This window comes from Rhizobium sp. Nf11,1, assembly GCF_050587665.1.
Lineage (GTDB): Bacteria > Pseudomonadota > Alphaproteobacteria > Rhizobiales > Rhizobiaceae > Rhizobium.
Genome location: NZ_JBOBHU010000006.1, coordinates 228,257 through 240,461 on the forward strand (window position 1 = coordinate 228,257; position 12,205 = coordinate 240,461).

The following is a 12,205-nucleotide window of genomic DNA, read 5'->3' on the forward strand; positions in this document are numbered from 1 at the left end:
TGGAGGATCTGCTTCGTGTCGACCCTACGGAGATGCTCGCGACAATCGCGAGCATCAGGAAAGGGGGGGCGCCCGCTCTGCCCGCCAGCTGAGTGGCGGGGCCAAGCCGCCTTAACCGTTCCGATCAGTTTTTGCCGGAATCACCCTTGCCGGCACCGTCATTGCCGCCCTTTCCGGCCCCATCGCTGCCTGCGTTGCCCGCGCCGTTGTTGCCGCCCTTGCCGGCATCGCCATTGCCGCTGCTGCCCGCACCGTCGTTGCCGCCCTTGCCGGCATCGTCATTGCCGCTGCTGCCCGCGCCGTCGTTACCGCCCTTGCCGGCATCGCCATTGCCGCTGCTGCCCGCACCGTCGTTGCCGCCCTTGCCGGCATCGTCATTGCCGCTGCTGCCCGCGCCGTCGTTACCGCCCTTGCCGGCATCGCCATTGCCGCCGCTGCCCGCGCCGTCATTGCCGCCCTTGCCGGCACCGCCGTTACCGCCGCTGCCTGCACCGTCATTGCCGCCCTTGCCGGCATCACCGTTGCCTCCGCTGCCCGCGCCGTCGTTGCCGCCTTTGTCGGAACCGCCGTTGCCGCCCTTGCCATGGCCGTGATCTTCCCCGTCCTTGCTGCCGCTGTGATGGTCTTTTCCACCCTTACCGGGTTCATCCTTGGCGTGGTCGTGATCCTTTCCGCCTTTGTCGCGGCCGTGATGATCGTGGTCCTTGCCGCCCTTGTCGCCCTTGTCGCCCTTGTCGCCCTTGCCGCCCTTGTCGCCCTTGTCGCCCTTGTCGCCCTTGTCGCCCTTGCCGCCCTTGCCACCCTTGTCGCCCTTGCCGCCCTTGTCGCCCTTATCGCCCTTATCGCCCTTGTCGCCCTTGCCGCCCTTGCCACCCTTGTCGCCCTTGCCGCCCTTGTCGCCCTTATCGCCCTTATCGCCCTTGTCGCCCTGGTCACCGCTGCCGCCCTGGTCGCCACTGCCGCCCTGGTCGCCACTGCCGCCCTGGTCGCCACTGCCGCCCTGGTCGCCGCTGCCGCCCTGGTCGCCACTGCCGCCCTGGTCGCCGCTGCCGCCCTGGTCGCCGCTGCCGCCCTGGTCGCCACTGCCGCCCTGATCACCGCTACCGCCTTGGTCGCCGCTGCCGCCACTTTGGCCGACGTCTTTGCTGTCACCGTCATCGCCACCGTTGCCATTGCTGACGTGCGAGTTGGTGTTGGATGTCTTCTTGCCACCGACGTCACGGCTGCTGCGATCCTTATCGTTCGGACCGAACTTGCTGTCGGTCTGTATTGCCCGCGTGGGCATGCACAGCCTGTATTCGAGGGTGCCGCGGACTGCGGCTTTGCAATTAACGACTGTGGGGGCTGCCGTTGCCAAGCTGCTGCTTGCCAGAAGGGACGCCACAGCGAGGCTGAATTTTGCTGCTCTGCTGATCATTTCACTCGTCTCCCAAGGTTAAAAAACCGTTAATGGGCAGAAGATTTATACTAACAAGGGATTAACATGAAGAATAAACAATGGTTAACTTGTTCCGATCACCAAATACAGTTAAATTTCCAAGTATAAAATTTTAATAAATTTTTATACCCGCTGTGTTATTCTCCCGTTGCGAACAGAGCGAATCGGCCATGAAGCGTCTCCTTTCTCTTGCTGTATTTTTGGTGGTTATGCCGAATTTTCAGGCAGTTGCAGGATCGTCGCTGCCCGTGACGCGAAGCATTGGCGCACCGGTGGGATTCGCTGCTGCCTGCGCCAAGTACAAGTGGCTGTGCGGCAGGACGGTGGCGCAGGAGCTGAGCGATCAGGCGGGAATAGCGCTTCTTCAAAAGGTCAATCGTACCGTAAACGGCCGTATCGTTTCGGCGGAAGATCGCGCGTCATCCGGAAATGGGGATGTCTGGTCACTGCCAGTTGCCGGCCGTGGCGACTGCGAGGACTATGCGCTGCAGAAGATGAAAGACTTGATCGAGGCGGGTTTTCCATCGAACAGGCTGGCACTTTCCGTGGTGATCGGACCGCATGATCAGAACCACGTCGTTCTGATTGCCCGCACGGCTAGCGGCGATTATGTGCTCGACAATCTGACCAGCGCCGTGAAGCCCTGGCGCACGACGGGTTACACGTTTCTGGCCACCCAGGATTTCCAATCGCGCACCGGCTGGCGTGTGACGCTTGCCGGTCCCCGTGCCGGCGAGTTCTCCTGAGCTGAAAGCCACAAGGCGGCGCGCTCGCTGCCGCTGCCGAATGCTTCAGCCGAGCAAGGGATTCGTCCGTGACCAAAACCGAACTTGCCGATCTCTACCGAGGCTACATCGCCTGCCTGAACCGGCAGGACTGGCCCGATCTCGGCAAGTTCGTCGACGAGGATGCGGTCCATAATGGCCGGCGGCTTGGGCTTGCGGGCTATGTCGCCATGCTGGAGCGGGATTTCGACGATATTCCCGATCTCTTTTTCAATGTGCGGATGCTTGTTATCGATCCGCCTTACGTTGCCTGCCGGCTGGGCTTCGATTGTTCGCCCAAAGGAAAGTTTCTCGGGCTGGATGTGAACGGCAAGTGCCTCTCCTTCTCCGAGAACGTGATCTACGAATTTCGCGGCGGAAAAATCGTCGAGGTCTGGTCGGTCATCGACAAGGCGGCGATCGAGGCTCAACTTGCGGATGGGCGTTAACCGACCGGAGCGGGACTTCGTCAGATGATAGCGACGCGCTTGCCGAAGGGCGTATCCTTGTCGAAATTCCGGGTGCCGATCCGCTCGCTTTCACCTGATAGGAGCGCCTGTTCCGCGTTACCCATCCTATTCGTCTGCGCGGCTCCCTTCGATGCCTGCTGATCGGCCGTGATCTGCGACTGGCGGGCGGCAACCCAGGCATTGTCGGGTTCCGAGCCGATCGAGGTGCTGATGCGGCCTTGGTGGGCTCCGACTCGGCGGTGGAGGAGATGCGGTTGCCGGCTTCGACCATGGGGCACTCCTGCCGGTGTGAACCGGCGGAACAGTTGAGCCGTCATCCGACCGCTGATTGGCCGATCCGGGATTCAAATATTGCGCCTCAGCGGTAAAACGCAAGACGGCATGGCTACTCCCGGAAAAGGCGGAATCAGGTGCAAAGGCGGGAAATTCGACGATGGATTGCATGGCTGGCAAGCTGCCTGGTGCGTGCAAGATGTAAGAATCAGAAACACTTTGTGACTAAGCTACTACAAAAGCTGCGCTTTTCGACTTGCGGGGCAAGTAGAGATGGCGGATATTGCTCACATGTTGAGGACGCTCTCATGATCCGAATGATAGAAGACCCTGCCGAACTGGCTGGCGAAGACATCACTGGCAAATATATTCTCCGGAAGCTGAATTATCATTGGTTCGCTTACGGCAAGGCGGCCATCGTCACCGCCTGTAAAGGCACGATCCTCCACCTCGATCGGGAGGAAACGGTGTATTCCGAGCGCTGGGGTCGTCGTGCCTATACCGGGAGCGGTAAGCGTTATCCCGGCGGTATCTGTCCCATTTCGGCGGTCGCCTGTGTTTGCGATACCCCCGATGACGTCAATGCCGTCATTCAGCTGGATGTCGAAGCGCAGGACGAATTCTATCAGCTCATCGCCAAGACGGAAGCCAGAGTTCGGGCGCTTGCCGCTTCGTCGGGAGAGAACCAGTTTCTGGAAGCGGCCGAATAGGCGTTTTTCAACAATATCCAATATTGCCGCAACGACAGTCTCCGGCCACGCAACTTCGGAAACAATGACGTCTGTTATCAGGGGGCGGGTCGGTTTGCGTCTTGCCACGGGTTGTTACGGGCGTATCACCTCCTAAGTCAGGCATAAGACTGTCAGACTTTTGCGGCCGCTGCCGACAGCAGAAGGCGCTCGCCCCGGTGGAGCGGAAAAACCGTCATGACGCAGGACCACAGCCAGCCGCGTCGCTCGTTTGCGGCGGCGCCATCGGTCGGATCGCTCGCGATAACCGTCGCAGTGATGGTTGTCGCACTGTTCTGGCCCGCCGGCACGTTCGCCTGGCCACGCGGCTGGATCTTTCTCGGCCTTTTCCTGGCGCTGACTGCAATCGCGCTCGTCTGGATCTGGCGGACGAATCCGGAATTGTTTGCGGCGCGTAGCCGATATCAGAAGGGAACCAAGCGCTGGGACGCCGTGGTCGCGACGCTGACGATCATTCTCTTTGCTGCCATTCTTCCGGTCGGCGCGTTCGACGACGGCCGTTTCCACTGGTCGCCGCAACCCTGGTGGGTCGTTGTCCTCGGCTATCTCCTGATGAGCGCGGGCTATCTCGGCCTCACCTGGGCGCAATCGGTCAACCGGCATTTCGAGCCGACGGTGCGCATCCAAACCGATCGCGACCACAAGGTGATCGACAGCGGGCCCTACGCCGTGATCCGCCACCCCGGCTATGCAACCGCCATTTTGCTCGCCGTCGGAGCGGCGCTGTCACTCGGGTCGCTCTATGCGTTGATTCCCGTGGGGCTGCTCGTCGTGGTGCTCTTTGGCCGGACGCTCGGAGAGGAGGCGGAGTTGCGCAAGGGGCTTGAAGGATATGCGGAGTATGTGGAACGGGTACGCTGGCGCTGGATCCCGGGTGTTTGGTGAGGGGACCGTAATATCCGATTACTTGCCCTTCACTTGCGCTCCGTGCAATCGCTCCTGTCGTCGCTCACCCCCTCATCTGCCTGCCGGCATCTTCTCCCCGTTGGGGATGCCCGTCAGGCAGATGAGGGGGTGAGGAGCGGAAGCGACGCACGCCTTGATCGTAAGCGAAAGGCAAATGAGGCATATTTTCCTGGAAGAGGCGTCCTCTCAATCACCCAATCACCCTGAGATCCCGCGCAAACCGCTGCCAATTCGCCACATAATTTTCCGCCGAGCGGCGAATACCCTCGACAGCCGCTTCGTCAAGCACCCGCACCACACGGGCGGGTGCGCCGACGATTAACGAGTTGTCAGGGAATTCCTTGCCCTCCGTCACCAGCGCATTGGCGCCGACGAGGCAGTTGTTGCCGATCTTTGCGCCGTTGAGAATGGTCGCTCCCATGCCGATCAGCACGTTGTCGCCGAGCGTGCAGCCATGGAGAATGGCGTGGTGGCCGATGGTACAGCCCTTTCCCGTCGTCAGCGGAAAGCCCATGTCGGTATGGGCCATGACGCCTTCCTGGATGTTGGTGCCGGCGCCGATGGTGATCCTCTCATTGTCGCCGCGCAGCACCGAGCCGAACCAGATGCCGACATTTTCGCCGAGTTCGATATCGCCGATCACATGCGCATCCGGCGCGATCCAGTGGAGGCCGGCGGGCGGCAGTTTGGGGGTCAATCCGCCAAGCGCATAGACGGGCATCGGTCTCTCCTTAGATAATGTCGACCGAGAGCGTCGCAACACCGTCGATGCCGCAGGTGATCCGGTCGCCCCTCGCAACCGCGCCGACGCCGGCCGGCGTGCCGGTCATGATCACGTCGCCGGGCGCCAGCACGAAGAGCTTCGAGAGTTCGGCGATGATTTCCGGCACCTTCCAGATCATCTGGTTGAGGTTGCCGTCCTGGACACGTCGGCCGTTCTGCTCCAGCCAGATCCGGCCTTCAGTGGGATGGCCGAGGCGGCTTGCCGGGACGATTGCGGAGACCGGGGCGGATTGCTCGAAGGCCTTGGCAAGCTCCCAGGGACGGCCGAGCTTCTTGGCCTCGCCCTGCAGGTCGCGGCGGGTGAAATCAATGCCGACGGCATAGCCATAGATGCAGCCGAGCGCATCGGCGGCCTGAATGTTCGCCCCGCCCAATTTCAGCGCCAGCACACATTCGACCTCGTAATGCACGTCGTTCGACAGCGGCGGGTAAGGGAAAGCATTGCCAGCCGGCAGCAGGTTGTCGGGGTTCTTTTGGAAGAAGAAGGGCGGCTCGCGAGAGGGATCGTGACCCATCTCGATCGCATGGTCGGCATAATTGCGCCCGACGCAATAGACGCGGCGCACCGGAAAGCGCTCGTCGCTGCCTTCAACCGGCAGCAGAACCGGTGCGGGACGCGGGATGACGGTGGCGGGATGGGGCATGGCGGGCCTTTCCAGTACTTATCGAGTCATTAGCTCATCTTAGACGGAAAACCGCACGGCGGGGAAGCGTTCCCGGCAGATTGACGCTGCCGCCGCAGGGCGATATCGTTTCTGCCATGACCCGGATTTTCGCAGTCTCCACGACGTCTACGACCACCGTTTGGCGGTGGGTGGCAGACGCGTGAACTGATCCGTTCATTGCAGAAGACACCAACCTGCCGGAAACGAGCGGGTTTTTTTGTTGCCGCTCGTCTCCCGCATTCGAGGACGAGATCGTGTACGAACTCCAGAAACAGAATCTTGCCGAGCGGGCGCTTGCCGCTGCCGGCTGTTGTCTCGCCAGCCGCTATGCGGGGGCTGCCTTTGCATATGTTACCGGCTCCATCATGCGCGGTGAGGGGACCACGTTTTCGGACATCGATCTCGTCGTGGTGTTTCCGTCGCTCCAGACAGCCTGGCGGGAATCGTTCACCGAAGACGGTTTTCCGGTCGAGGCCTTCGTCCACGATCCGCAGACGCTGGCGCATTATCTCCATGCAGATGCGGAGAGCGGCTGTCCGATCATGGTCAATATGGTTGCGACGGGCAGCATCGTAGGGCCGAATATCGAGCGCGCCCGCGTTATCCAGGCAAAGGCGGCGAAAGTGCTGGCGGCAGGGCCGAAACCTCTCGACGGCCCAAGCTACGATATGCTGCGCTATCAGGTCACGGATCTCGCCGACGATCTGCGCGGCGCCCGCCCGCCCGAAGAGATCGCCGCTATCTCAGCACTTCTCTACCAGAAGCTAGCCGACCTCATCCTGCTCGGGCGCGGCGCATGGACCGGCCGCGGCAAGTGGGCGCCGCGCCTCATCAGGAAGCTCGAGCCGCAATTGGCGGCCGAATTCGATATTGCGTTCAGGCTTGCGGTGCAGGGTAACAGCGGCCGGTTCCTCGCCTTGGCCGACAGGGAGCTCGACTTACACGGCGGGCGCTGTTTCAATGGCTTCAAGCAGGAGGCTCCGGTGGCGGCGCGGCGGTCGGAAGAGTATCTGTAACATTGGCGAGTGTTCGAGATTGGATGGAAGATGTTTGCGACCGAATTCAAGAATGCCTCTCAGCCGCGAGTGAGGCGTACCGCCAGATTGCTGCTCAGAATTCCCATGCAACGGGATCTCGATTTCCTCACTCGACTTTTTTCGCGGCCGGAAGTGGTCGCGCATCGACCCGTGCACCGGCCCGATACGCCGGAGGAAAGTGCAGCGCGGCTTGCGCGTGACATCGGCCATTGGAAAGATCATGGGTTCGGGCGTTGGGCGGTCGAGTCAGACAATGCCCTAATAGGATTTGGCGGCGTAACCGTTTCCAAGGAATTCGAGGGCGTCAATCTTTCCTATCATCTGCAACCTGACAGCTGGGGACGCGGATATGCCACGGAATTGGTCAGGGAAACGCTGACCTTTGCCTTCGACGATCTGCAGGCGGAGAAGGTGATCGGATTGGTTCGAACCGCCAATGCCGCTTCGAGACGCATTCTTGAGAAATGCGGCTTCTGTTTCGAGCGCGAGGTGATCCTGCACGGCGCGCCCACCAACATGTACATGTTCGCGAGGTCGTCCAGACGCCCACAGTAACAGTGCGCAGGCCCAGGACGATCTCTGCTTGGCACCAGAAGCGGTCACTATGAAAGCCATTTCGCTCGTCCTCAGCCCTTGGTCGCCTCGACTCTGGTCGTTGGCTTCAGCAGGAAAAGGCGAGGATCGATCCGATCACCTGCCAGCGTCCCATCGGCTCAGCCAGAATGACCGTGCAAGAATCATGGTGATGATCGGGATCAGGGCGATGATGATGCCGGCGGTGGTGGCATCGGCATATTCGAGACCGACAAAGATCAGCCCCTGGCAGATGGCGAGCCCCATTCCGCCGATGACGAGCAGTTCGAGGCCGCGGGCCCGCACGAGTGCCACCATGGCGCCGAAATGCCGGTGCAAGATCGGCATCTGGATCGCCCAGGCGATCAGCACCCGCCAGAAGCAAAGCGCCCAGGGCGGCATCTCCGAAGAAACCCATTTCGCGGCGATATAGACGCCGGCCGCCAGCAGCCAGCAGAAAACCCCCACGGAATAGGCGCCTGCAGGCGAACCGCTCGCCGCCTGTTCCGTCTCGACCGTGTCGCGATGGACCGCCAAGACATGTATCGCCATGGCCCAGTTATGCCAAAATTCCCGAGGGCTGCACGATGAAGGCAACGGCACTTCGCCTGTTGCGCGAGGACGACGTTCAGCGTCGGCGGGCCGGCTACGATGAAAACGCAGCATTTCCCGATCGCTGGGCGCTTGGGCCGATCGCCGACGAGCCTCGGCCGCTTCGCGCCGTAAGCCGCCGTTCCGCCTCATGCGGGTGATTAGATCACGAATTCCTCTTGGTACGCCTGTGGCTCAGGGACGACCGTAACCTCCACCGGAATGATCCAATTGGCCACGTAGCTCTCGCAGTCGGAACGCTGGAGGTCGGGCTGCACGCACCCCGCCGCATCGACTGCGCGACATCGTAGCGTATATCGCCCCACTTCCTCAGGGGTCCACATGTACTCCCACAAGCGCCATGCAAAGGGGCGTTCTGTTTCGAGGAGCCTTGCCTCGCGCCAGCCCCTGCCATCTCCGGTGCAGACCTGAACCTGCCGGACAGCAGCCTCTCCGCTCCAGGCGGCTCCGAAAATCCGGTACGGTTGGCCGACGATGAGATGCGCCCCCTGTACGGGGCGCGCGATCTGCGCTTTGACCTCCATCTCCGCAAGGGGGACCAGCGTAGGTTCCCCGAGGCTGCGCTCCCAACGGAAATAGTCGCGCGCTTGCCAATAGCCAAGGAACGGTTGCTCCACGACCGTGATATGCGTGATCCACTTGACCCAAGCCATGCCGAACCAGCCACCCACGACCGCGCGTAGCGGGTGGCCGTGATCGCGCGTCAACGGCTCCTCGTTCATCTAATAGGCAAGGATCGTGCTGTCAGCGATGGCCTTCTCAAGCGGTAAACTGCGTGCAAAAGCGATGGGGCCGGGAGAAGCCGTTTTCTTGTTCGTGTCGACGACGCCGCTGTCGGCGCCAATGAGCAGAACCTCACGTGCGGTTCGCTTAATACCGGCCAGTTCCAGAATCTCGCGCAGAAGAACACCTGTCCACGCGGCATTGCCGACGGCGCCGTTCTGCCACTGCAGCCCCTCCCTCGGCGGCACATAGTAGACGCGCCCGTTCCCCGCGCATTCGACGACTGCGGTGAATTTCGTGCTCCGCATCGCCTTGATGCTGTCGAGGTCAAGTTCGATCGGCCGCTCCACCGCCCCGTCAATACGCAATCTCCAGTCTCGCGCATCGAGCTCCGGTGACGGAAAATGGTTTCGCACGAAGAACAGCTCGGTTGGGATTAGCCCATCGGAGAGCGACGCAAACGGAAACTCGATGTTTGGTGGGGACTTCTGTCGAACTATCAGACTGGGTTGCTGTGGTGTCGGCATCGTCCTCGTCTCCCCTTCCAAGAGCACAACGTCGGCTCTCCATTGCGCGAATTCCCTCGGTCACATCGCTCCTCGCAGTGCGTCTGTCGCATTCCGCCTAAGGGCAGCATTCTAGCACATACCGCACCTTGCTCGGACCGACCTCGACCGGCAGCAAAGGGCCGATAGTGGTCAACGCGTCACGGCAATTTTGTACCAGCCGCGGACACCGCGCCCCCGCAAAGGACCAAACTAACCAAGAGCCCCTTGCTCCGCGCAAATCCTGTCGATCAGTGCGTCGAGTTCACCTCTCGGCGGGCGGCTTTTGGCAAGCCGCTGCTTGAGGTGCATGATCGGTTCGGCGAGGATTTCATCGAGGCTCTCGGCACAGGTGAAGTCGCCCGCCACACGCTTGACCTTGGAATTGTCGAAAATTGCCGTCCAAGCCTTGTCGCCGAGGAGGGAGCCGATCCATTCCGGATTGTACTTGATCAACGTGTCCGTCGCCACATGGACGATCTTCGCCTCCACGCCGAGCAATCTTGCGATCGTCATTTGAATATCGTCCCAGATGTGGGCTCTGTCCGAGGTGATGTGGAAAATCTCATTCAGCGCGGCCTTTTTACCGAAAAGCCCGACGAAGGGCACGGCGAAGTCGACTGAGCGGGTGAGCGTCCAGGGCGTGTGGCCGTCCCCGGCCACGATGATGGGGTCGCCGTCGAGCATTCGCCTTGCCATGATATCGCTGTCGCCCATCATGATCGGCAGGCCGGTGCGGACGGTGTGGCTGGGGCGGACGATCGTCCATGCAAGATCGCCGGATTTCCTGAGCAGTTCCTCGCAGGCGATCTTGGCCTGGCTGTAGGGCCAGTAAGGATTCATCGCCGGGGTCTCCTCGGAGATCACGTAATGACGCGGCGGCTTTTCGTAGACCGAGGCCGATGAGATGAAGATGTATTGGCCGCAATTGCCCGAAAAGACCCCGATGTCACGCGACACTTGATCCGGCGTGAAGGCGATGAACTGGCAGACGACGTCGTAATTCGCCCTGGCGAGATCGACATAGGCGGCCGATCCAAGTTCGCCGACGATCGAGGTTACCCCCTCAGGTAAGGCAGCGCTTCTCAGGCCGCGATTGAAGACGCTGACATGATGGCCTTCGGCAACGGAGCGTTCGACGCATGGATGGGAGATCTGGCCGGTGCCGCCAATGAAGAGGACTTTCAAAGCCATGGAGTGACCTCAGGGTCTGTGGGCGGGATATGCGGTCACTCTTCATAGCGCGAAAGAGCTTGATCGTCTTCCGCAAATCGCAGGCCACACTGGCGGTCGGCCTTTCAACGGCGGCAAGCGGCTTCGTACTTGCCGCCGCAGGACCGACAGCGTCTATACTTGCGCCTTGCGAAAGGATGCGACGACGAGCCAGATTGCCGAAAGCAGGAAGTAGAATGCTCCAAATGCCGCATAGGGGACGATATCCAGGATCGTCGGCGCGGTGGTGCCGAGGGACTGGCTGATCATGAAGCCGCCGGCAAGGGCCGATTGGGCGCCGCTCAGGATCATCACCCATTGGGCGCCGTAGAGGCGCCAGCGCCTGACGCCGGTATAGAGTTGCAACAGGCCGGAGAAGATCGCCCAAACGCCGAACGCGGCAAGAACCGCATAGGTGCTGCTGCTGACGGCGATGATGACGGTGAGCGTCATGATCGTGCTGACCACGACATTCAGCGCCTGGGACGGGTTGGCCTTCAGGCCGCCGTTGGCCCGGGCGTCGACCAGATTGGCCAGCGCATCCCATAGAGGGTAGATCACCAGCAGAAAGGCGGCGGGGCCAGACTGACGCCCCAACAGAATGGCGGTGGCAATCCAGGTGACGGAGAATGCGGCACGTGTGAAATAATAGGATGGCAGCCAATTGGACTGGCTTGAGGAAAAGCTTTGCATCGGAGGGTTCCTTGTTTTTGGCCTACCTACTAGTAGGAAGCCTATTGGATCGAGTCAACGCCATGGCCGGACACCTTCTTGTGAGGGATGAGGATTAGCAATAGGCTTGACAATCTGCCTACCAGAAGGTAGGCGACGCTATGAAATCAATGGCTTCTACTTCCGATAAAATCCTCGACATCGCGCAGTCTCTCATTGTTGCGGGAGGCTATAACGGCTTCAGCTATGCCGATATCTCGGCTGCCGTCGGCATCAGGAAGGCGAGCATCCACCATCATTTTCCCACTAAGGCCGACCTCGTCTCAGCGCTGGTGGATCGCTACATCAAGCAGGCGCAGGCGGGTCTGCAGTCTCTGCGCGAGCAGGCCGCAAGCCCGGCCGATCAGCTGCAGTTCTATATCGACTATTGGCACACATGCATTCGGGATGCCTCGCAGCCCTTCTGCGTCTGCGCGATGCTGGCGAGCGAAATGCAAATGCTGCCGGAAGAAGTCGCATTCCGCGTCCGGACGCATTTCCAGAACCTCGCGGGCTGGCTTACTTCGGTGCTGCAGGCTGGGGTCGAGCAAGGCCTGTTTCAGCTGGACAAGCGGCCGGAGGAGCAGGCGCAAATGCTGATGGCATCGGTCCATGGGGCGATGCTGTCGGCGAGGGCTTTCGGCAACGCCGGGGTTTTCATCGCAGTCGTTGCCCCTGAGTTTGCGAGGCTGCGGTCAACGGATCGCTAGATTATCACCTAGTCCGAAAACGCCTGGTGGTGAA

Annotated in this window: 14 protein-coding genes and 2 pseudogenes; 7 read left to right on the forward strand and 9 right to left on the reverse strand. The window is 61.0% G+C overall.

Annotated elements, in window-relative coordinates; translation table 11 throughout:
* Positions 1-124 precede the first annotated feature (124 nt).
* Complete coding sequence (locus ACQ7C1_RS12035) at positions 125-1,417, reverse strand: hypothetical protein (RefSeq protein WP_430958414.1); 1,293 nt, start codon at positions 1,415-1,417, stop codon at positions 125-127.
* Between the two features lie 191 nt (positions 1,418-1,608).
* On the opposite strand from ACQ7C1_RS12035, the gene ACQ7C1_RS12040 reads away from it, so the two are divergent.
* Positions 1,609-2,184, forward strand: coding sequence for a transglutaminase-like cysteine peptidase (locus ACQ7C1_RS12040; protein ID WP_430958415.1), 576 nt, complete (start codon positions 1,609-1,611; stop codon positions 2,182-2,184).
* A gap of 68 nt (positions 2,185-2,252) precedes the next feature.
* On the forward strand, positions 2,253-2,651 hold the full coding sequence (locus tag ACQ7C1_RS12045) for an ester cyclase (protein WP_430958416.1): 399 nt from the start codon (positions 2,253-2,255) through the stop codon (positions 2,649-2,651).
* A 20-nt stretch (positions 2,652-2,671) separates the two neighbouring features.
* On the opposite strand, the gene ACQ7C1_RS12050 is transcribed toward ACQ7C1_RS12045, so the two are convergent.
* Complete coding sequence (locus tag ACQ7C1_RS12050) at positions 2,672-2,989, reverse strand: hypothetical protein (protein ID WP_430958417.1); 318 nt, start codon at positions 2,987-2,989, stop codon at positions 2,672-2,674.
* A gap of 264 nt (positions 2,990-3,253) precedes the next feature.
* On the opposite strand from ACQ7C1_RS12050, the gene ACQ7C1_RS12055 reads away from it, so the two are divergent.
* Together ACQ7C1_RS12055 and ACQ7C1_RS12060 are read left to right on the forward strand one after the other, a co-directional pair.
* Complete coding sequence (locus ACQ7C1_RS12055; protein ID WP_097598062.1) at positions 3,254-3,655, forward strand: hypothetical protein; 402 nt, start codon at positions 3,254-3,256, stop codon at positions 3,653-3,655.
* A gap of 216 nt (positions 3,656-3,871) precedes the next feature.
* A complete protein-coding gene (locus tag ACQ7C1_RS12060; protein ID WP_430958418.1) occupies positions 3,872-4,579 on the forward strand; it encodes a methyltransferase family protein in 708 nt (235 codons plus the stop codon).
* A gap of 211 nt (positions 4,580-4,790) precedes the next feature.
* Here the strand turns inward: ACQ7C1_RS12060 and ACQ7C1_RS12065 are convergent, their stop codons facing one another.
* On the reverse strand, positions 4,791-5,321 hold the full coding sequence (locus ACQ7C1_RS12065; protein ID WP_097598064.1) for a gamma carbonic anhydrase family protein: 531 nt from the start codon (positions 5,319-5,321) through the stop codon (positions 4,791-4,793).
* Positions 5,322-5,331: 10 nt separating this feature from the next.
* Positions 5,332-6,027, reverse strand: a complete 696-nt coding sequence (locus ACQ7C1_RS12070; RefSeq protein ID WP_085778646.1) for a fumarylacetoacetate hydrolase family protein — start codon at positions 6,025-6,027, stop codon at positions 5,332-5,334.
* A 275-nt stretch (positions 6,028-6,302) separates the two neighbouring features.
* On the opposite strand from ACQ7C1_RS12070, the gene ACQ7C1_RS12075 reads away from it, so the two are divergent.
* Both ACQ7C1_RS12075 and ACQ7C1_RS12080 read left to right on the forward strand, forming a co-directional pair.
* Positions 6,303-7,064: a nucleotidyltransferase domain-containing protein gene (locus ACQ7C1_RS12075; protein WP_430958419.1), complete on the forward strand. Its 762-nt coding sequence runs from the start codon at positions 6,303-6,305 to the stop codon at positions 7,062-7,064.
* Positions 7,065-7,094: 30 nt separating this feature from the next.
* Positions 7,095-7,640: a GNAT family N-acetyltransferase gene (locus ACQ7C1_RS12080; protein ID WP_430958420.1), complete on the forward strand. Its 546-nt coding sequence runs from the start codon at positions 7,095-7,097 to the stop codon at positions 7,638-7,640.
* Between the two features lie 115 nt (positions 7,641-7,755).
* Here ACQ7C1_RS12080 and ACQ7C1_RS12085 read toward each other — a convergent pair.
* The 5 genes and pseudogenes from ACQ7C1_RS12085 to ACQ7C1_RS12105 form a co-directional block, all read right to left on the reverse strand.
* Positions 7,756-8,210: pseudogene (locus ACQ7C1_RS12085) on the reverse strand (EamA family transporter); the annotation flags it as partial.
* A gap of 200 nt (positions 8,211-8,410) precedes the next feature.
* Positions 8,411-8,794 carry a hypothetical protein gene (locus ACQ7C1_RS12090; RefSeq protein WP_430958475.1) on the reverse strand — a complete coding sequence of 128 codons (384 nt, stop codon included), beginning with the start codon at positions 8,792-8,794 and terminating at the stop codon, positions 8,411-8,413.
* 78 nt (positions 8,795-8,872) lie between these two features.
* A pseudogene (locus ACQ7C1_RS12095) lies at positions 8,873-9,520 on the reverse strand (molybdopterin-dependent oxidoreductase); the annotation flags it as partial.
* Between the two features lie 231 nt (positions 9,521-9,751).
* On the reverse strand, positions 9,752-10,732 hold the full coding sequence (locus ACQ7C1_RS12100; RefSeq protein ID WP_430958421.1) for an SDR family oxidoreductase: 981 nt from the start codon (positions 10,730-10,732) through the stop codon (positions 9,752-9,754).
* A 153-nt stretch (positions 10,733-10,885) separates the two neighbouring features.
* Entirely contained in the window at positions 10,886-11,443 is a 558-nt protein-coding gene (locus tag ACQ7C1_RS12105) for a DUF308 domain-containing protein (protein ID WP_430958422.1), read from the reverse strand.
* A 140-nt stretch (positions 11,444-11,583) separates the two neighbouring features.
* On the opposite strand from ACQ7C1_RS12105, the gene ACQ7C1_RS12110 reads away from it, so the two are divergent.
* Positions 11,584-12,171, forward strand: coding sequence for a TetR/AcrR family transcriptional regulator (locus ACQ7C1_RS12110; protein ID WP_430958423.1), 588 nt, complete (start codon positions 11,584-11,586; stop codon positions 12,169-12,171).
* Positions 12,172-12,205: the final 34 nt, after the last annotated feature.

Excerpts from the sequence above, each read along its gene's own strand:
- ACQ7C1_RS12035 (WP_430958414.1), bottom strand. The coding sequence starts at position 1,417 with ATGATCAGCAGAGCAGCAAAATTCAGCCTCGCTGTGGCGTCCCTTCTG.
- ACQ7C1_RS12040 (WP_430958415.1), top strand. The coding sequence starts at position 1,609 with ATGAAGCGTCTCCTTTCTCTTGCTGTATTTTTGGTGGTTATGCCGAAT.
- ACQ7C1_RS12050 (WP_430958417.1), bottom strand. The coding sequence starts at position 2,989 with ATGACGGCTCAACTGTTCCGCCGGTTCACACCGGCAGGAGTGCCCCAT.
- ACQ7C1_RS12055 (WP_097598062.1), top strand. The coding sequence starts at position 3,254 with ATGATCCGAATGATAGAAGACCCTGCCGAACTGGCTGGCGAAGACATC.
- ACQ7C1_RS12060 (WP_430958418.1), top strand. The coding sequence starts at position 3,872 with ATGACGCAGGACCACAGCCAGCCGCGTCGCTCGTTTGCGGCGGCGCCA.
- ACQ7C1_RS12065 (WP_097598064.1), bottom strand. The coding sequence starts at position 5,321 with ATGCCCGTCTATGCGCTTGGCGGATTGACCCCCAAACTGCCGCCCGCC.
- ACQ7C1_RS12070 (WP_085778646.1), bottom strand. The coding sequence starts at position 6,027 with ATGCCCCATCCCGCCACCGTCATCCCGCGTCCCGCACCGGTTCTGCTG.
- ACQ7C1_RS12080 (WP_430958420.1), top strand. The coding sequence starts at position 7,095 with ATGTTTGCGACCGAATTCAAGAATGCCTCTCAGCCGCGAGTGAGGCGT.
- ACQ7C1_RS12090 (WP_430958475.1), bottom strand. The coding sequence starts at position 8,794 with ATGGAGGTCAAAGCGCAGATCGCGCGCCCCGTACAGGGGGCGCATCTC.
- ACQ7C1_RS12100 (WP_430958421.1), bottom strand. The coding sequence starts at position 10,732 with ATGGCTTTGAAAGTCCTCTTCATTGGCGGCACCGGCCAGATCTCCCAT.
- ACQ7C1_RS12105 (WP_430958422.1), bottom strand. The coding sequence starts at position 11,443 with ATGCAAAGCTTTTCCTCAAGCCAGTCCAATTGGCTGCCATCCTATTAT.
- ACQ7C1_RS12110 (WP_430958423.1), top strand. The coding sequence starts at position 11,584 with ATGAAATCAATGGCTTCTACTTCCGATAAAATCCTCGACATCGCGCAG.